The 16,667-nt window shown below is 60.3% G+C and carries 19 protein-coding genes; 14 read left to right on the forward strand and 5 right to left on the reverse strand.

Going from position 1 to position 16,667, the window contains the following annotated elements; translation table 11 throughout:
• Positions 1-24: 24 nt before the first annotated feature.
• Positions 25-1,314, reverse strand: a complete 1,290-nt coding sequence (locus A6U86_RS03135) for a dihydroorotase (protein ID WP_068385965.1) — start codon at positions 1,312-1,314, stop codon at positions 25-27.
• A complete protein-coding gene (locus tag A6U86_RS03140; RefSeq protein ID WP_068385967.1) occupies positions 1,311-2,267 on the reverse strand; it encodes an aspartate carbamoyltransferase catalytic subunit in 957 nt (318 codons plus the stop codon). Before A6U86_RS03140 ends, A6U86_RS03135 begins: the two co-directional genes overlap by 4 nt.
• Positions 2,268-2,453: 186 nt before the next feature.
• On the opposite strand from A6U86_RS03140, the gene A6U86_RS03145 reads away from it, so the two are divergent.
• From A6U86_RS03145 to A6U86_RS03170, 6 genes are all read left to right on the forward strand, one after another.
• Positions 2,454-4,112, forward strand: a complete 1,659-nt coding sequence (locus A6U86_RS03145; RefSeq protein WP_068385969.1) for an acyl-CoA dehydrogenase family protein — start codon at positions 2,454-2,456, stop codon at positions 4,110-4,112.
• Between the two features lie 68 nt (positions 4,113-4,180).
• Positions 4,181-4,426 carry a type II toxin-antitoxin system ParD family antitoxin gene (locus tag A6U86_RS03150; protein WP_068385971.1) on the forward strand — a complete coding sequence of 82 codons (246 nt, stop codon included), beginning with the start codon at positions 4,181-4,183 and terminating at the stop codon, positions 4,424-4,426.
• Positions 4,416-4,715: a type II toxin-antitoxin system RelE/ParE family toxin gene (locus A6U86_RS03155; RefSeq protein ID WP_068385973.1), complete on the forward strand. Its 300-nt coding sequence runs from the start codon at positions 4,416-4,418 to the stop codon at positions 4,713-4,715. Before A6U86_RS03150 ends, A6U86_RS03155 begins: the two co-directional genes overlap by 11 nt.
• A 58-nt stretch (positions 4,716-4,773) precedes the next feature.
• Entirely contained in the window at positions 4,774-5,391 is a 618-nt protein-coding gene (locus A6U86_RS03160) for a GNAT family N-acetyltransferase (protein ID WP_068385976.1), read from the forward strand.
• Positions 5,392-5,495: 104 nt separating this feature from the next.
• Positions 5,496-6,152 carry a TetR/AcrR family transcriptional regulator gene (locus A6U86_RS03165; protein WP_068385978.1) on the forward strand — a complete coding sequence of 219 codons (657 nt, stop codon included), beginning with the start codon at positions 5,496-5,498 and terminating at the stop codon, positions 6,150-6,152.
• A gap of 300 nt (positions 6,153-6,452) precedes the next feature.
• Positions 6,453-6,785 (forward strand): DUF6105 family protein, encoded by a 333-nt coding sequence (locus A6U86_RS03170; RefSeq protein WP_068385979.1) that lies wholly within the window; start codon positions 6,453-6,455, stop codon positions 6,783-6,785.
• Here A6U86_RS03170 and ruvX read toward each other — a convergent pair.
• Positions 6,722-7,216: a Holliday junction resolvase RuvX gene (ruvX, locus tag A6U86_RS03175; protein WP_068385981.1), complete on the reverse strand. Its 495-nt coding sequence runs from the start codon at positions 7,214-7,216 to the stop codon at positions 6,722-6,724. The genes A6U86_RS03170 and ruvX overlap by 64 nt on opposite strands.
• 117 nt (positions 7,217-7,333) lie before the next feature.
• Here ruvX and A6U86_RS03180 point away from each other — a divergent pair, with 117 nt between their 5' ends.
• The 4 genes from A6U86_RS03180 (at position 7,334) to A6U86_RS03195 (ending at position 12,163) form a co-directional block, all read left to right on the forward strand.
• Entirely contained in the window at positions 7,334-8,044 is a 711-nt protein-coding gene (locus A6U86_RS03180; protein ID WP_068385983.1) for a metal-dependent hydrolase, read from the forward strand.
• 68 nt (positions 8,045-8,112) lie between these two features.
• Complete coding sequence (gene gatC, locus A6U86_RS03185; RefSeq protein ID WP_015339557.1) at positions 8,113-8,400, forward strand: Asp-tRNA(Asn)/Glu-tRNA(Gln) amidotransferase subunit GatC; 288 nt, start codon at positions 8,113-8,115, stop codon at positions 8,398-8,400.
• Positions 8,401-8,458: 58 nt separating this feature from the next.
• Complete coding sequence (gatA, locus tag A6U86_RS03190; RefSeq protein ID WP_068385984.1) at positions 8,459-9,940, forward strand: Asp-tRNA(Asn)/Glu-tRNA(Gln) amidotransferase subunit GatA; 1,482 nt, start codon at positions 8,459-8,461, stop codon at positions 9,938-9,940.
• A 222-nt stretch (positions 9,941-10,162) separates the two neighbouring features.
• Entirely contained in the window at positions 10,163-12,163 is a 2,001-nt protein-coding gene (locus tag A6U86_RS03195) for a DUF4139 domain-containing protein (protein ID WP_068387773.1), read from the forward strand.
• A gap of 61 nt (positions 12,164-12,224) precedes the next feature.
• On the opposite strand, the gene A6U86_RS03200 is transcribed toward A6U86_RS03195, so the two are convergent.
• Positions 12,225-12,482, reverse strand: coding sequence for a YjhX family toxin (locus A6U86_RS03200; protein WP_068385985.1), 258 nt, complete (start codon positions 12,480-12,482; stop codon positions 12,225-12,227).
• Positions 12,483-12,782: 300 nt separating this feature from the next.
• On the opposite strand from A6U86_RS03200, the gene A6U86_RS03205 reads away from it, so the two are divergent.
• The 3 genes from A6U86_RS03205 (at position 12,783) to A6U86_RS03215 (ending at position 15,389) form a co-directional block, all read left to right on the forward strand.
• Positions 12,783-13,292 carry a GNAT family N-acetyltransferase gene (locus A6U86_RS03205; RefSeq protein ID WP_068385986.1) on the forward strand — a complete coding sequence of 170 codons (510 nt, stop codon included), beginning with the start codon at positions 12,783-12,785 and terminating at the stop codon, positions 13,290-13,292.
• Positions 13,293-13,379: 87 nt separating this feature from the next.
• The gene (gene gatB, locus A6U86_RS03210) at positions 13,380-14,885 is read left to right on the forward strand and encodes an Asp-tRNA(Asn)/Glu-tRNA(Gln) amidotransferase subunit GatB (RefSeq protein WP_068385994.1); all 1,506 of its coding nucleotides are present in this window, start codon (positions 13,380-13,382) and stop codon (positions 14,883-14,885) included.
• A gap of 3 nt (positions 14,886-14,888) precedes the next feature.
• On the forward strand, positions 14,889-15,389 hold the full coding sequence (locus tag A6U86_RS03215) for a GNAT family N-acetyltransferase (RefSeq protein WP_068385995.1): 501 nt from the start codon (positions 14,889-14,891) through the stop codon (positions 15,387-15,389).
• A gap of 48 nt (positions 15,390-15,437) precedes the next feature.
• Here the strand turns inward: A6U86_RS03215 and A6U86_RS03220 are convergent, their stop codons facing one another.
• Positions 15,438-16,082, reverse strand: coding sequence for a hypothetical protein (locus A6U86_RS03220; protein WP_068385996.1), 645 nt, complete (start codon positions 16,080-16,082; stop codon positions 15,438-15,440).
• A 47-nt stretch (positions 16,083-16,129) separates the two neighbouring features.
• Here A6U86_RS03220 and A6U86_RS03225 point away from each other — a divergent pair, with 47 nt between their 5' ends.
• On the forward strand, positions 16,130-16,597 hold the full coding sequence (locus A6U86_RS03225; RefSeq protein ID WP_068386001.1) for a GNAT family N-acetyltransferase: 468 nt from the start codon (positions 16,130-16,132) through the stop codon (positions 16,595-16,597).
• Positions 16,598-16,667: the final 70 nt, after the last annotated feature.

Below are 16,667 nucleotides of genomic sequence, written 5' to 3' on the forward strand. Positions count from 1 at the left end.
GTTCTCCGTAAACCCGGGCTTGCCCTAGAGGCTGTGAACCAGCTTGCCGGCGACATAAGTCGCAACCGCCCGGCCGCTCATTCTCGCATCTTCGAAAGGTGTATTTTTCGAGCGCGACAAAAGCATGTCTTTTGCGACAAGCCAAGGCTCGTCAAGATCGATCAGGGTAATATCTGCCTTGGCACCGGGCTTCAGCGTGCCGGCATCGAGACCGAAGATCTGGGCGGGCCGTGTCGACAGCGCATCGATGAGCCGCATCAGGCTGACCTGGCCGCTATGATAGAGCCGAAGGGCGGCGGCAAGCAGCGTTTCCAGCCCGACAGCGCCGTCCTCGGCCTCGCCGAAGGGCAGGCGCTTGGTATCCACATCCTGCGGGTCGTGCGAGGAGACGATGATGTCGATCGTGCCGTCCGCCAACGCCTCGATCATGCCCGTGCGGTCGTCCTCGGAACGAAGCGGCGGGTAGACTTTAAAGAACGTCCGGTATTCGCCGATGTCGTTCTCGTTCAGTGCGAGGTTGTTGATCGAGATGCCGCAGGTGACCTTGGCGCCACGCGAGCGGGCAAGGCGGATGGCCTCAGCCGATTCCGGCACGGAGATCATGGCTGCGTGGTAATGGCTGCGGGTCAGTGCCGCGATACGCAGATCGCGCTCCAGCGGGATAAGCTCGGCTTCCCTAGGGATGCCCGAAAGCCCGAGCCAGCTCGCCAGCAATCCCTCATGCATGACGCCGTTGGCGCCGAGATACTTGTCGCGGGTCTCGCAGGAAATAACCGCGCCGAATTCGCGCGCATAGGTCATCAACCGCCGCAGGACCTGCGTGTCATAGACGGCGGAATGCGCATCGGTGAAGGCGACGGCCCCAGCTGCCCGAAGCAGGCCGATTTCCGTCATCTCTTCGCCGGCAAGGCCCTTGGTGAGGGCTGCAGCCGGATAGACATTGACGACCGCCGTATCACGCGCCGTCTTCTTGACGAATTCGACCAGGGCGATGTCGTCGATGACGGGATGGGTATCCGGCATCATGATGAAGGAGGTAACGCCGCCGGCCGCTGCCGCACGGCTTGCAGACGCGATCGTTTCGCGATGCTCGCCGCCGGGCTCGCCGACATGCACGCGAGCATCGACCAGGCCGGGCACGGCGACGAGGCCGGTGCAATCCCGTACCGTCGCGCCCTTGGGTGTCGCATGGCCTTTCAAGCCCTTGCCGGCGAAAATGATGATGCCATCCTCGACGACAATCGCGCCGACCTCATCGAGATTGCGGGAGGGGTCGATGATGCGGACATTCTGCAGGACGATCGAGTTGCTCATGCGCCTGCTCCCTCGCTGCGAGGCCCCTGGTTCTGGGAGATGAGCAGCGTCTCCATGACCGCCATGCGCACGGCGACGCCCATTTCCACCTGTTCGGCAATGACGCTCTGTGGACCGTCGGCGACTTCGGAGGCGATCTCGACCCCGCGGTTCATCGGGCCTGGATGCATGACAAGCGCATCCTCCTTGGCGGCTTTCAGCGTTTCCGCGTCGAGCCCGTAGAAATGATAGTATTCACGCACCGACGGCACGAAGGCGCCGGACATGCGCTCTCGTTGCAACCGCAGCATCATGACAACATCGGCGTCCTTCAGGCCTTCCTTCATCGAATGGAAGACCTCGGCGCCCATGTCGGCAATGCCGGTGGGCAGAAGCGTGGCAGGAGCGACGACGCGGACGCGGGCGCCCATGGCGTTCAGAAGCAGGATGTTTGAGCGGGCGACGCGCGAATGAAGCACATCTCCGCAGATGGCGACGATGATGCGCGAAAGCTTGCCCTTGGTGCGGCGGATCGTCAGCGCGTCGAGCAGCGCCTGCGTCGGATGTTCGTGCTGGCCGTCGCCGGCATTGACCACCGAGCAGGAGACCTTCTGGGCCAGCAATGCGGCAGCGCCGGCACTCGAATGGCGGATGACAAGTACGTCTGGCCGCATGGCGTTCAGCGTCATCGCCGTATCGATCAGCGTTTCGCCTTTTTTCACCGAGGAATTGCCAACCGACATGTTCATGACATCGGCGCCGAGCCGTTTTCCGGCCAGCTCGAAGGAGGATTGCGTGCGGGTCGAGGCTTCGAAGAAGAGGTTGATTTGCGTGAGACCGCGAAGCGTCGACGTCTTCTTCTCGCGCTGGCGGCTTATCTTGACGGCCTCGTCGGCCCTGTCGAGAAGATAGGTGATATCCTGCTCGGTAAGACCCTTGATGCCGATGAGGTGGCGGTGGGGAAAGAAGACCATGGACCTGCCCTCTGAATGTCGTCAGGGGGTCTATAGAGAGGGAGCGCCAAAGGGGCAAGCGCGCGTATGCGATGAGCCTGCTTGTTCCCCATGCAATTTCGCCCGAATGCCGTTACAGCAGCTATGCTGTTGGGAGACAAAACTTCCGGTTTCCTTTTGCAACCCTCTTGCTCTAAAAAGCGATTCATGACCCAACAGACCCGGACTGACGACCCATTTGCCGACTTGAACCAGCCGAGCCTCTGGTCCGGCATCAATGCCTATCGTTCCGATCCGCTCATCGTTGATCTGACCTCCGGTCTGCCACGCTCGGTCCGCGAAGATCTGGAGCAGCTCGGCCGCTTCGTCACCTCTCACGAGGCGCAGGAACTGGCGCGTATGGCGAACCAGGGCACGCCGCAGCTGCGCACCCATGGTCCGCGGGGCGAGCGTCTCGATGTCGTCGAATTCCATCCGGCCTGGCACGCGCTGATGCGCCGTTCCATGGCGTCGGGCCTGCATTCCTCGATCTGGGATGCGCAGGCGGACCCCGAGGCAAAGGGGCAGTCGCACAAGGTCCGCGCCGCGCGCTTCTATTTGACGGCGCAGCTCGAATGCGGCCATCTCTGCCCGCTGACGATGACCAGCGCCTCCGTGGCCGCCATGATGGCGTCGCCCGCCGTCCAAAAGGACTGGGCGCCAAAAATCCTGTCGCGCAAATATGATTCTTCCAACAAGCCCGCCATGCAGAAGACCGCCGTCACCATCGGCATGGGCATGACGGAGAAGCAGGGCGGCACCGATGTGCGCGCCAACAAGACCAGCGCCGAAAAGGTGAGCGACGGCATCTACCGGCTTTCGGGCCATAAATGGTTCATGTCGGCGCCGATGAGCGATGCCTTCATCATGCTCGCCCAGACCAAGGAGGGCCTTGGCTGCTTCCTCGTCCCGAGGCTGCTCGAGGATGGCTCGGCCAACGGCCTGCAGTTCCAGCGGCTGAAGGACAAGCTCGGCAATCGCTCGAACGCTTCCTCCGAAGTCGAGTTCCACGATACCTTCGGCTTCCTGCTCGGAACGCCCGATGCCGGCATCCGCACGATCCTCGACATGGTGACGCTGACGCGGCTTGACTGCGCGTTGGCCTCGGCCGGCATCATGCGCGCTTCGCTGGCCGAGGCGGTGCATCATGCGCGCGGCCGCAGCGTCTTCGGCAAGATGCTGGTCAACCAGCCGATCATGACGCGCGTGCTCGCCGACATGGCGCTCGACGTCGCGGCGGCAACGGCGCTCGCCTTCCGCCTGGCCGAGGCCTTCGACAAGGCAAGCGGCAACAGCGAGGACGCGGCCTATGCCCGCGTCATGACGCCGGTCGCCAAATATTGGTGCTGCAAGATCGCTCCGGCGCTCATCTATGAAGCCATGGAGTGCATTGGCGGCAGCGGCTATATCGAGGAGCGCCCGATCGCCCGTCATTACCGCGAAGCACCAGTCAACGCGATCTGGGAAGGCTCCGGCAATGTCATGGCGCTCGACGTTCTACGCGTGTTGAACCGCGGCAAGGACCTGTTCGAAACCGTGTTCGCCGGCCTTGCCCGCGATCTCGGACCTGCCGGCAAGAAGACCATCGAAGTTTTGCGGGCAGCCATGGCGCTTTGCGAACAGGATGAGGGCGCTGCCCGCTTGCTGGTCGAACAAATGGCGCTTGCTGCCGGGGCGGCCGAACTCTATCGCCTCGGAGCGGGCAAGATCGCCGATGCCTTCATCGAAACCCGCCTTGCCGGCGGCTGGCGCTCCACCTATGGCATGCTCGATGCGCGGTTCGATGCCGGCTACATCGTCGACCTCCTCTATCCGCCAGCCACCTAGAATTTGCGCCGGCGATTGCCGCGATACCAATATGTATTATATATTGGTATCGACAAGGGAGTTTTTACATGGCCCGCAACACATCAGTTTCGCTCGGTGATCATTTCAGCGACTTCATCGATGCCCAGGTGCAGACGGGCCGCTACGGCTCCGCCAGCGATGTTGTCCGCGCTGGCCTGCGGCTGCTCGAAGAGCACGAGGCAAAGGTCCGGGCTCTTCAAGAGGCGTTGATTGCCGGCGAGGAATCCGGAAAACCTGCCCCCTTCGATAATGCTGCATTCCTGAAGCGGATGCGTGCCACATATGGCGAATAGGCCTGGTCGCTACGGTCTATCGCCCTTGGCGGAGGCCGACCTTGAAGATGTCTGGCGATATACGGTCGAAAACTGGTCTGCGAAGCAAGCGGAAGCCTACCATGCCGAAATCGTCGAAGTTTTCGAGGGTTTGGCGTCGGGTCTGAAAGTCGGGCGTCGGGCCGACATTCGTGAAGGCTATTTCAAATATGCCGTCGGCTCGCATGTGATTTACTATCTTCTATCCGATGCCGAGATGATTGTGATTCGTGTGTTGCATCGGCGAATGGATGTCAGCCGGCACCTCTGAAGAGGTGTTCGGATCTGAACAATTTGGCTTGGTATCATATTCGCTTGCAGGGGCTCCCATGATTAATCTCCGACCCGTCCAACCCGGCGACATTGACCAGCTCTATGCGATCTCGCTGAAGACGGGCGATGCCGGCAAGGATGCGACGCCGCTTCACCGCGACGGACGTTTGATCGGGCACATCTATTCGGCGCCCTATGCCACGCTTCTTCCCCAACTGGTCTTCGTTGCCGAGGATGGCGAGGGTGTCTTTGGCTATATTTCCGGCGCCTTCGATACGGTCGCTTTCGAAGACCGGCTTGAGCGCGAATGGTGGCCGGGCTTGCGCCGGCAATATGCCGCTCCGTCGGGAGATCCGACGCTTTGGGATGCCGACCAGCGGCGCATATCGGCCATCTATCGTCCGAACCGGGTGCCCACCTTCCTCACAGATCGCTTTCCGGCGCATATTCATATGAATCTGCTGCCGAGGGCGCAGGGGAAGGGCATCGGCACGGCTTTGCTCGATCGCTGGATCGAGAATGCCCGCGCCAACGGCGTCAAGGGCATTCACCTTGGCGCCAATTCCGGCAATCATGGCGCCATCCGCTTCTGGTCGTCGCGGGGCTTCGTGCCGGTGGAGTTGCCGGCGGATATCGCGTCGGAAACCACCGTGTGGTTTGGCCAGCCTGTCTAAATCTGTGGATTTGCAGGCCCAGGCGATATTGCCGCCCACAGCTTTGTTGTCCGTATCGATGCGGCTTGCTACTCACCGCTCGGTGACAGATTGGAGCTGAGTCGATGGCCGTTGCAAACGCAGCCGTTAAAATACCGTTGGAAACGCCCGTTGCGGAAAAGCGGGTGCGCAACCGCGCCGCGACCGAGCAGGCGATCCTCGACGCCGCCAAGCGGCTTCTGGCGGAGGAGGGGTTCCAGAATTTCGGCATCAATGCGGTGGCGCGCGGTGCCGGCTGCGACAAGCAGCTGATCTACCGCTATTATGGCGGCCTGAACGGCCTTGTGGAAGCGATCGGCACGGATCTCGGAGACTGGGTGAAGGACCGCATTCCCGACGACACCGGCGGCATGTTCCTTCTGACCTATGGCGATCTGATGGAGCGCCTTGCTCTGCTATTTCTCGACGCCCTGCGCGCCGACCCGCTGATGCGCCGCATTGTCGCCTGGGAAGTCTCGGAAAACAGCGAGCAGGTCCGCCGGCTGTCCGAAGCTCGATCCAAGGCGCTTGCTGGCTGGATCGAGCGCATGCGCGGCTCGCTGACACCGCCAAAGGGCGTCGATGCGCAGGCGGTCAACGCCATGATCTTCGCGGCCATCCAGCATCTTGTCCTGTCGGCAGCGGTCAGCGACCAATGCGCCGGTCTTCCTTTGAAAAACGCCAAGGATTGGGAGAAGGCGGCAGCCTCCTTGAAGCGGATCGTACGCGGCGTTTACGGCTGATGCCGGGGCCTGTTCGGAAGATATCCACAAGCCCGCCGCGCTGTTAACCTTAACAAATGGTTTACGTTGCACCCCAGCGGTTAACTCGTCACTGTGAAGAGACCGATTGTTAACCATCAAGCGTGCAGCCATGGGGTTGAGACCCGCAAAATTAGTGTTTCTTGTCGCGGCGATGATGTTCTTCGCCGTGCTCGCACTAGATATAACCTGGCCCGCGGTGGTTCTGAGCGCCATGGCGCTGTCGAACTGGTTCGTCCTTTCGGCTGGCACGACGCAATTCCAGCGTCGAAGGGGTACCGCATGAAGTGGTTGTTGATTTGCTGGGCTGGGCCGGTCTCGTTTCTCGGGGCATGGTATTATCTGTCGTACTACGACATGAGCTTCGGCATATTCATGCTGACACGGCAGATGCATGACCTGGTGTTCGATATCTACGGCAAGATCCTCGGCATCCCGCCGGAAACCATTCCGCCGCTGGTCGCGCGCGCCATCGCCTTCGACAGTCTGCTTGTCTTCGCGATCTTCGGCTTTCGCCGCCGCGCCGCCATCATTGCCTGGTGGAAGCGCCGTCAGGCGTCGAGATCGGGCAGGGTGGCCCTGCCGAGCGCCGACAACCTGTCCAACGCTCCCTGAAGAATAAAGCTCGCCGCCGCCGAGTCGATGCGCTCGGCCCGCTTGGCGCGCGAGACGTCCATCTCCAGAAGCGCCCGTTCGGCAGCGACGGTCGAAAGACGCTCGTCCCAGAAGACGAAGGGCAGGGCGGTCTTGTCGGCCATGCTGCGCACGAAGGCGCGGGTGGCCTGGACGCGCGGCCCCGAAGAACCATCCATATTGACGGGCAGGCCGATGATGAAGGCGGCGACCTTCTCCTTCTCTGCAAAGGCAAGCAGGGTCTGGGCGTCCTGGGTGAACTTGACCCGCTTGATCACCGGGCGCGGCGTGGCGAAACGCCGGCCGAGATCGGACATGGCCAGCCCGATCGTCTTGGTGCCGAGATCGAGGCCGGCGACTGCCTGGCCGGGCAGAAGCATCATGGCCAGGTCTTCGATGGTCAGCGTCGTCATCGGGGTCTTGCTCCTGTCAAAACAAATTGAAGTCAAAGCCGCTTTTCTTTGTCGCGGTTTGAGATATCTCCTAGACACCAGCCTTCCATTTCAAATCAAGTCATAAGGATAAATCCCATGAAGATCACTTGGCTCGGCCATGCCGCTTTTCGTATCGAAACGGCGAAGGCGAAAATACTGATCGATCCTTTCCTGACCTATAATCCTTCCTTTGCCGCCGCCGGCCTCAACATCAAGGATGCCGCCGAAGGCGTAACCCATATCCTTTTGACGCACGGCCATGCCGACCACGTCGGCGATACGGTTCAGATCGCAAAGGACACCGGCGCCGTGGTTCTCGCCAACGCCGATCTCGCCTCCTGGCTCGGCACGAAGGGCGTCGAGAAGCTGGAAATGGGCAATACCGGCGGCACCGTCAGCCTCGGCGGCTTCTCGGCCACCTTTACCAATGCGCTGCATTCTTCCGCCCAGATCACCGAAGATGGCGTTTCCCACGCGCTCGGCAACCCGAACGGCCTGATGCTGCACTTTGAAGATGAAGCATCGCTCTTCCACATGGGCGATACCGACATCTTCTCGGATATGGCCCTGATCAACGAACTGCATCAACCCGATATCGGCATCCTGCCGATTGGCGACCGCTTTACCATGGGCGGTGCCGTGGCCGCACTCGCCTGCCAGCGCTTCTTCAACTTCAAGACCGCCATCCCCTGCCACTATGGCAGCTTCCCCTTCATCGACCAGACCGCGGAAAAGTTCGTTGTCGGCATGGAAGGCTCGAAGACGTCGGTTGCCGCACCGAAGGTGGGCGAGAGCGTTTCTGCCTGACGATACCCGTTGCGTATGGCGGGCATGGTCTTTATAGCGAGTGAGAAAAATCCTATCCGGAGAATGCCATGTCCGTCGATCTCGCCACTGTCAAACGCGTCGCCCATCTTGCCCGCATCGCCGTCAATGAAGACGAAGCGCAGCGGATGATGGGCGAGCTGAACGGCATTCTGGGCTTCGTCGAGCAGCTCTCCGAAGTGAATGTCGATGGCGTCGAGGCGATGACCTCGGTGACGCCGATGGCAATGAAGAAGCGCACGGATGAAGTCACCGACGGCAACAAGGCCGCCGACATCGTTGCCAACGCGCCGAATACCGATCAGAATTTCTTCCTGGTGCCCAAAGTCGTAGAATAGCGGTTCCTTTCGAGCCTTTCCGACCCGTTGCCCAATTCCAGATCTGAAGCGAAACAAAATGAGCGAACTGACCAGCCTGACCATTGCCGAAGCCCGCGACAAGCTGCGCGCCAAGCAGATTACCGCCACCGAACTGACCGAAGCCTATATTTCGGCGATCGACGCGGCCAACGGTCAGATCAATGCTTATATCAAGGTGACGCCGGAAAAGGCGCTAGACATGGCCAAGGCTTCGGACGCACGCCTCGCAGCCGGCAAGGCCGGCGCGCTTGAAGGCATTCCGCTCGGGATCAAGGACCTGTTCGGCACCGAAGGCATCCACACCCAGGCCTGCAGCCACATCCTCGACGGTTTCCAGCCGCGCTATGAGTCGACTGTCACACAGAACCTCTGGAACGACGGCGCCGTCATGCTCGGCAAGCTCAACATGGATGAGTTCGCCATGGGCTCGTCCAACGAGAGCTCCTATTACGGCCCGGTCATCAACCCCTGGCGCGCCGAAGGCTCGAACCAGCAGCTCGTTCCGGGCGGCTCGTCCGGCGGTTCGGCCGCCGCCGTTGCAGCGCATCTTTGCGCCGGCGCCACCGCCACCGATACAGGCGGCTCCATCCGCCAGCCAGCCGCCTTCACCGGCACCGTCGGTATCAAGCCGACTTACGGCCGCTGCTCGCGCTGGGGCATCGTCGCCTTCGCCTCGTCGCTCGACCAGGCCGGCCCGATCGCCCGCGACGTGCGCGACGCCGCCATCCTCCTGAAGTCGATGGCAAGCGTCGATGCCAAGGACACGACCTCTGTCGACTTGGCCGTGCCGGACTATGAGGCCTCGCTCGGTCAGTCGCTGAAGGGCATGAAGATCGGTATCCCCAACGAATATCGCGTCGATGGCATGCCGGAAGAGATCGAAAAGCTCTGGCAGCAGGGCATTGCCTGGCTGAAGGACGCCGGCGCCGAGATCGTCAACATCTCGCTGCCGCACACCAAATATGCGCTGCCGGCCTACTACATCGTCGCGCCGGCCGAAGCCTCATCGAACCTTGCCCGCTATGACGGCGTCCGCTACGGCCTGCGCGTCGACGGCAAGGATATCGTCGACATGTACGAGAAGACGCGCGCTGCCGGTTTCGGCCAGGAAGTGAAGCGCCGCATCATGATCGGCACCTATGTTCTGTCGGCCGGCTATTACGACGCCTATTACCTGCGCGCCCAGAAGGTCCGCACGCTGATCAAGCGCGATTTCGAGCTTGCCTTCAACGCCGGCGTCGACGCGATCCTCACGCCCGCCACGCCGTCCTCGGCCTTCGGCATCGCCGACGAGGACCTCGCGTCCGATCCGGTGAAGATGTACCTCAACGACATCTTCACGGTGACGGTCAACATGGCCGGTCTCCCCGGCATCGCCGTCCCCGCCGGCCTCGACCCGAAGGGCCTGCCGCTCGGCCTGCAGCTTATCGGCAAGCCGTTCGACGAAGAAACCCTCTTCAAGACTGCCCATGTCATCGAGCAGGCCGCCGGCAAGTTCACGCCGGCGAAGTGGTGGTAAGCCGAAGATCCCCAACGGTACGAATGGCCTGATGAACGATCTCGTCAAGCTTCGCGACGTTTGACATCACTTATCAAAAGGGCTGTCCGGAAATCCGGGCGGCCCTTTTTGCACATGCCAATATTCCGCCCACGCGCCATCACACTTTGGACCGAAATACGATCATAAATTGCAGCGAGCCGCTTGGTCTCATCCACTGCAACCGAATCGGAAGGTCTCTTCATGCTCAAGCAAGTCACGGCGATCCTGCTCCTCAGCGTGTCATCTCCAGCGATTGTGCTGGCGGCCGACAATGGGGCCATTCGATCCATCACTCTGTCCTCGGGCGGTCTGGCCCAGGTTTCGCGAGCGGCCGATATCAATAGCGATGGCATGATCCGGATCGAGGTGCCGCTCGATCAGGTCGACGACATCCTGAAGAGCCTTGTGGTCAATGGGGCCGCGGGTTCAGTGGCCGGCATGTCGCTGGCAGGGCCGCAGCCCTTGCAAGAGACATTCAAGGGCCTGCCATTCAGTCTGGAAGCGCTCTCCTCCGTGCCGTCGCTTCTGACATCGATGCAGGGCGCCAAGGTGGCGGTTACCAGCGGTGGCAAGACCGTTGAAGGAAGCATCCTCGGCATAGAGGCCAGGAAGGCCGACGAGAAGACATCGACTTATCTGCTGACCGTCATCGACAAGGATGGCGCGGTGGAGACGCTGGCGCTCGGCCAGGATGCGTCCGTCCGCTTTGACGATCCCGATACGAGGGCAAAGCTCGCCAAGGCGACGGCAGCCATTGCCCGCGGCAAGAACGATCGCACCCGCGCCATCGATATCAAGGTGAATGGCGTGAAGAACAGCGGTGATATCGGTCTCACCTATGTCGTTCCGTCACCGATCTGGAAAACGGCCTACAAGGTCGTCATCGATGGAAATAACAAGGCGCGCCTGCAGGCGTGGACGGTGCTGGAAAATGCCAGCGGCGAGGATTGGAAGGGCATCAAGCTGACGCTGACCTCGGCCGAACCGGTGACGCTGAAGCAGGGCCTGCACCAGCTTTATTGGCGAGAGCGGCAGGAAGTGCCTGTCAACACGGCGTCGAACAACGTCCCCGATCCGGACAGCGGCGATCTCTCCAACAGGCGGCGGCTGGCATCCAGCGCCGCGGCGCCCGCACCCGCCGGGGCAATGCATTATGATGCCAAAAGAATGGCGGATGCACAGGCCTATGCGACCGACGAGTTGGCGCGGCCGGCAGAACCGATGCAAGTCGCCACCGGAAATCCAACAGCGGCAACCGAAAGCGATATTTCCGCCACCTTCGAGCTTCCGGGAACCTACGATCTCGCCAATGGCGATACCTTGTCGGTGCCGATCAAGGATGCGGATGTGGAGGCCGACATGGTGGACATGTATCGGGCCGGCAGCGCCTTTCGCAATCCCATCGCCGCCGTAATGCTGAAGAACACCACCGGGGTCAGCTTGCCGGCGGGAATTCTGACCCTCTACGACAGTAAAACCGGCTATATCGGCGATTCCCAGCTGTCGGCGCTGCCCAAGGACGACACGCGCCTCGCCAGCTTTGCCACCGATCGCAAGGTATCGATCAGCGAACAGCAGACGCCGACCGAGGAAATCGCCTCGCTGAAGGTTTCCGATGGCGTTATGAATGCCACCGTTAGATATCGCCAGACGACGACATACATCGTGTCCGGTGCGCTTGATGGCGAACGGACCGTTATCATCGAGCACCCGATCCGGGACGGCTGGTCGTTCTCTTCGGCTGAGAGTTTCGGCAAGACTGCAACGCATCAACGGCTCAAGGTGGTCGTGCCGGCTGGCACGGAAAAGACGCTGACGGCAGTCGACGAGCAGCTTCAGAGCAACAGCTATGCCCTGGTCGATGTTGAACCGGACATGCTGCTCGGATGGTCGGCCTCGACACAGGACAAGGCACTCACGGACAAGCTCGCAAACCTGGCAGACGCGCGCAAAAGGCAGGTTGCGATCCAGAACGAACTGGCGAGCCTCGACAGCGAAATCGAGAAAACCATCAACGATCAGGAACGGATAAGGCGCAATCTCGGCGCCGTGCCCGACAATAGCGATCTGAAGAAGCGCTATTTGAAGGCTCTGGCGGATAGCGAGGACCAGATTGCCTCGATGAACGAAAGGCGCGATACCGTGCAGCAGGAAAGCGATCGCCGCGGCGACAAGGTGACTGACATCATCAGAACATTCTGATCGCCACGTCGGCAGCGCCTATTGGAGAGAGCCGCCTCATCGGGCGGCTCTCGTCCTTGCTCTATCGATTATCCAGCTGCGCCCTCACCAGCTTTAGCCCCTTTTCCGTGATCCGGTAGGGTTGACCGTCGGTGGACCGGATGGCCTTCAGCCGTCTGAGCCTGCGAAAGAGGTCAATCCCGAAATCGGGATAGAGCCAGCCGTCGCGCGTGTAGCAACTGGCGGTCTCGATCTTCTTCTTTTCGGTGCGTTCGAGTTCGATGCGGCCGCCCTGAGCGAGCAGGTGGAGAATGCGCTGTTCCGCGCGAGAAATATCCATTGGAGTCAGAATCCGTAATGCGCCATGGGGCGCAACAAAACGATCCGAAGCTTCCCTGGAGGGAAGTCGGGGCTTCGTTTTTCAGGCCTGGCACGCAAGCGAACTTGCGAGCGAGGCCTTTACCGGGTCTGACAAAAGGTGGACATAAAAACTCCGTCGAGGCGCCGTGTTTAAAACAGGTTGCGCCCGGCAGTCAAGCGCAACCGTATCTGCAGTATGAAATGCGATGTGCAACCGCGAATCTCGCCGCTGGAAAAAGCCACGCTCCGGTGCTTTACTACCGGAAATGGCGGGGGCTTGATGATCCATATTCGCAATGCCCATGAGGGTGAAACCGAGGTATTGGCGAGTATAGGCGTGCGCTCCTGGCAGAAGGCCATGGGCGCGATCGGAGGCTCGGGTGAGCTTCTGGAGAACGCCAGCGACGCCTTTGCCAATTTCACCCGCAATATGTGGCTGACGATCACGATCATCGAACTGAATGCGGAAGTTGTCGGCTGGGCGGCGCGTGAGGCGCTCGATGAGACCATCTCCGATTTCTGGATCGATCCCGGGTTTCTTCGTCAGGGATTGGGTTCGGCGCTGCTGGCACGCATCGAGCAGGATGTGCGCGAGCAGGGACTGGAAAAGATCTCCCTGCACACGCACGCCGGCAATGCCGACGCGATCGGCTTCTTCAAGGCGCACGGCTACGAGATCCGCTGGCTGTCGATCGTCTATTCGCCGAAGCTCGATAGCGACGTTCCGACGATTGGACTTTCGAAAGCGCTGGTCGAGGGCGGCGACGGCGCCTATGGTCCCGGCATATAGCGCGCCGGCAGTGCCGAAAGCCTTGCGCCATCCCGCCAATTGCTCTACCTCACAAAGTTCAGAAGAACAGCATTTCAAGAGCTTCCCATGACCCTTGTCGACGTCCGCACGCCAGATCCGAAACGCTTCATTCCCGGTGCCACCGGCGATTGGGAAATCGTTATCGGCATGGAAGTCCATGCCCAGGTGTTGAGCAATTCCAAGCTCTTCTCCGGCGCCTCGACCGAGTTCGGCAAGCCGCAGAATTCCAACGTGTCGCTGGTCGATGCCGCCATGCCCGGCATGCTGCCCGTCATCAACGAGGAATGCGTCGCGCAGGCCGTGCGCACCGGTCTCGGCCTGAAGGCGCAGATCAACAATCGTTCGATCTTCGACCGCAAGAACTATTTCTATCCCGACCTGCCGCAAGGCTATCAGATCTCGCAGTTCAAGGACCCGATCGTCGGCGAGGGCAAGATCGTCATCTCGCTCGGCCCGGACCGTCAGGGCCAGTTCGAAGATATCGAGATCGGCATCGAGCGCCTGCATCTGGAACAGGATGCTGGCAAGTCGCTGCACGATCAGCATGCCACCATGTCCTATGTGGATCTCAACCGCTCCGGCGTCGCGCTGATGGAAATCGTCTCCAAGCCGGATATCCGCTCGTCGGACGAGGCGAAGGCCTATATGACGAAGCTGCGCTCGATCGTGCGCTATCTCGGCACCTGCGACGGCAACATGGACGAGGGCTCCATGCGCGCCGACGTCAACGTCTCCGTGCGCCGTCCCGGCGGCGAATTCGGCACGCGCTGCGAAATCAAGAACGTCAACTCCATCCGCTTCATCGGTCAGGCGATCGAATACGAAGCACGCCGGCAGATCGGCATTCTGGAGGATGGCGGCAAGATCGATCAGGAAACCCGCCTGTTCGATCCCAACAAGGGCGAGACCCGGTCCCTGCGCACCAAGGAAGATGCGCATGATTACCGCTATTTCCCCGATCCGGATCTGCTGCCGCTCGAATTCGATGACGCCTTCGTTGCAGAGCTAGCCAAGCATCTGCCTGAGCTGCCCGACGACAAGAAAGAGCGCTTCGTTCGTGAGCTCGGCCTTTCGATCTACGACGCTTCCGTGCTCGTCTCGGAAAAGGCGATCGCCGATTATTTCGAAGCGGTCGCTGCCGGCCGTGACGGCAAGGCTGCTGCAAACTGGGTGATCAACGACTTGCTGGGCGCTCTGAACAGAATCGGCAAAGACATTGAAGAGACTCCGGTTTCGCCCGCTCAGCTCGGTGCGATCATCGACCTCATCAAGGCCGAGACCATCTCCGGCAAGATCGCCAAGGATCTGTTCGAGATCATCCTCACCGAGGGTGGCGATCCCGCCGAGATTGTCGAGACCCGCGGCATGAAGCAGGTGACCGACACCGGCGCCATCGAAAAGGCCGTCGACGAGATCATTGCCGCCAACCCGGATCAGGTTGCCAAGGTCAAGGCAAAGCCGACCCTTGCCGGCTGGTTCGTCGGCCAGGTGATGAAGTCCACGGGCGGCAAGGCAAACCCGCAGGCCGTGCAGGCACTGGTCAAGGCCAAGCTCGGCATCGAAGAGGAATAGCGGGTGTTCTTCGTCCGCACCGCCGGCGAGCAGGATCTGGAAAAGGTCCGTGCTCTGCTGCGCGAAACCTGGCATGCGACCTACGACCATATCTATGGGGCCGACAAGGTCAGCGAGTTGCATGCCTCCTGGCACTCTCTGGCATCGCTGAAGGCGCGGTTGGCTAAGAAGAACGCCGAATTCCTCGTCGCCGACGACGGCAGGGCAATTGGCGGCATGGGTTATGCCGCCATGTCCACGGAAATGACCAAGACGGTCATGCTGCACATGCTCTATGTCGGCCCGCGCTACCAGCGCCAAGGCGTCGGCCGCGACATCTTCGCCGAGCTGGAAACTTGTTTTCCTGACGCAGAAATCATGCGCCTGGAAGTCGATCCGCAAAACGAACCGGCGATCGCCTTCTACAAGGCGCATGGTTTTGTCGAAGTTGGCCGCACTGACAATAACGGGCCGGGGCAATCGGGCATACCGACGCTGGTGTTTGAGAAGCCGCTGGCTACCTAGCAGCCTGTTGGTTTTGAAGCTTTTTGGTCAATGGCCAGCGTTTGGTGCCTAGGCCGCATCTTCAGTCTTCTCTGTCTTCGTATATCGTGCATGGAATTTTGCCATCAGCTCCAGAAGCCCCTGCTTTCCGTAAGTCAGATCCGAAATCACGATACAAACGTGCTGTATATCCTCCGCCCCTTGGCGGATATGGCGCCTTGAGCCGCGCAGCTGTCCAATTACGCGATACCCTGGAGCTAACCGCAGCCAGACGTGTCGGTTTGGCTGGCTCCAACTGAGTGACTCAACACCGACAATCGCACCTTCGGATAGGACTATCGCAACGACTATCACGCAAAAGCCTAGAAGCATGGCGCCTAATATTATGCCTAGGCTTTTGCGGGGCGTGGGGACGTCGATTTTCTCGATGTCGGCCCAACGGATGAAATCTGACCCTAACCGCGTGTCCTTGATACCTTCAGGTGAGATGACCAAAATCGCCGCTCGCGCTCGAAAAATAAGCTTATGCAATGTCACGAAAGCGCCGCACGCGGTTAGCAAGGCAAGCGATATCCAAGCCATGCTTGTGATTATGTCGCTTCTTGAAAGATAGGCTATAAAAGCAATCAATATCGTCAAAAATATATATGTAGCCGCCTTATATCCCAGCGCAGAATTGTCGTATTCGATTGTATACGTTTCGCTGGTCGACATGATTGCTTTTCAGTTCCTCCACGGAACAAAGACGTAGGTACGATATATTGCCCTCACAAGAACTACTTATCCGCGAAGCGAAAGAATTCGATCTTCCCTCTTTGATCGACCTCTTTGCCGCCGACACCATGGGCGGGCACGGCGATACCGCTGATCCTTCCGTCTATGACGATTATCTCAGCGCCTTTCGCGCTGTCGCCTCATCTTCCGGCCAGACGCTCTACGCGGCCGAACTTGCCGGCGAGATCGTCGGCACCTTCCAGACGATCGTCGTCACTTCGTTGCATGCTCGGGGATCGTCCGCGATGATTATCGAGTCGGTACAGACGCGGTCGGATATGCGCGGGCAGGGGATAGGTGCTGCGATGATCAATTTCTGCATCGACGAGGCAAAAAGCCGCGGCATGCGGCTGGTGCAGCTAACCTCGAATGCTCAGCGCAAGGATGCTCACCGTTTCTATGAGAGACTGGGCTTCAAGCCGACCCATCTCGGTTTCAAGATGGCATTGAAATGACCGTGTTTCCTGCCGGAATCACTGGACAAGCCGATCTCGTGGCGGCATAAGCAAGCTATCGAATTCTGGT

This window comes from Rhizobium sp. AC27/96, from assembly GCF_001692325.1.
GTDB lineage: Bacteria > Pseudomonadota > Alphaproteobacteria > Rhizobiales > Rhizobiaceae > Rhizobium.

What these genes read in the sequence shown, in the direction of transcription:
- A6U86_RS03150 (WP_068385971.1), top strand. Translation starts at nt 4,181, where the DNA reads ATGGCCCGCAACACATCAGTTTCGCTCGGTGATCATTTCAGCGACTTC.
- gatA (WP_068385984.1), top strand. Translation starts at nt 8,459, where the DNA reads ATGAGCGAACTGACCAGCCTGACCATTGCCGAAGCCCGCGACAAGCTG.
- A6U86_RS03155 (WP_068385973.1), top strand. Translation starts at nt 4,416, where the DNA reads ATGGCGAATAGGCCTGGTCGCTACGGTCTATCGCCCTTGGCGGAGGCC.
- A6U86_RS03135 (WP_068385965.1), bottom strand. Translation starts at nt 1,314, where the DNA reads ATGAGCAACTCGATCGTCCTGCAGAATGTCCGCATCATCGACCCCTCC.
- A6U86_RS03160 (WP_068385976.1), top strand. Translation starts at nt 4,774, where the DNA reads ATGATTAATCTCCGACCCGTCCAACCCGGCGACATTGACCAGCTCTAT.
- ruvX (WP_068385981.1), bottom strand. Translation starts at nt 7,216, where the DNA reads ATGACGACGCTGACCATCGAAGACCTGGCCATGATGCTTCTGCCCGGC.
- A6U86_RS03205 (WP_068385986.1), top strand. Translation starts at nt 12,783, where the DNA reads ATGATCCATATTCGCAATGCCCATGAGGGTGAAACCGAGGTATTGGCG.
- A6U86_RS03180 (WP_068385983.1), top strand. Translation starts at nt 7,334, where the DNA reads ATGAAGATCACTTGGCTCGGCCATGCCGCTTTTCGTATCGAAACGGCG.
- A6U86_RS03220 (WP_068385996.1), bottom strand. Translation starts at nt 16,082, where the DNA reads ATGTCGACCAGCGAAACGTATACAATCGAATACGACAATTCTGCGCTG.
- A6U86_RS03165 (WP_068385978.1), top strand. Translation starts at nt 5,496, where the DNA reads ATGGCCGTTGCAAACGCAGCCGTTAAAATACCGTTGGAAACGCCCGTT.
- A6U86_RS03170 (WP_068385979.1), top strand. Translation starts at nt 6,453, where the DNA reads ATGAAGTGGTTGTTGATTTGCTGGGCTGGGCCGGTCTCGTTTCTCGGG.
- A6U86_RS03195 (WP_068387773.1), top strand. Translation starts at nt 10,163, where the DNA reads ATGCTCAAGCAAGTCACGGCGATCCTGCTCCTCAGCGTGTCATCTCCA.
- gatB (WP_068385994.1), top strand. Translation starts at nt 13,380, where the DNA reads ATGACCCTTGTCGACGTCCGCACGCCAGATCCGAAACGCTTCATTCCC.
- A6U86_RS03200 (WP_068385985.1), bottom strand. Translation starts at nt 12,482, where the DNA reads ATGGATATTTCTCGCGCGGAACAGCGCATTCTCCACCTGCTCGCTCAG.
- A6U86_RS03140 (WP_068385967.1), bottom strand. Translation starts at nt 2,267, where the DNA reads ATGGTCTTCTTTCCCCACCGCCACCTCATCGGCATCAAGGGTCTTACC.
- A6U86_RS03145 (WP_068385969.1), top strand. Translation starts at nt 2,454, where the DNA reads ATGACCCAACAGACCCGGACTGACGACCCATTTGCCGACTTGAACCAG.
- gatC (WP_015339557.1), top strand. Translation starts at nt 8,113, where the DNA reads ATGTCCGTCGATCTCGCCACTGTCAAACGCGTCGCCCATCTTGCCCGC.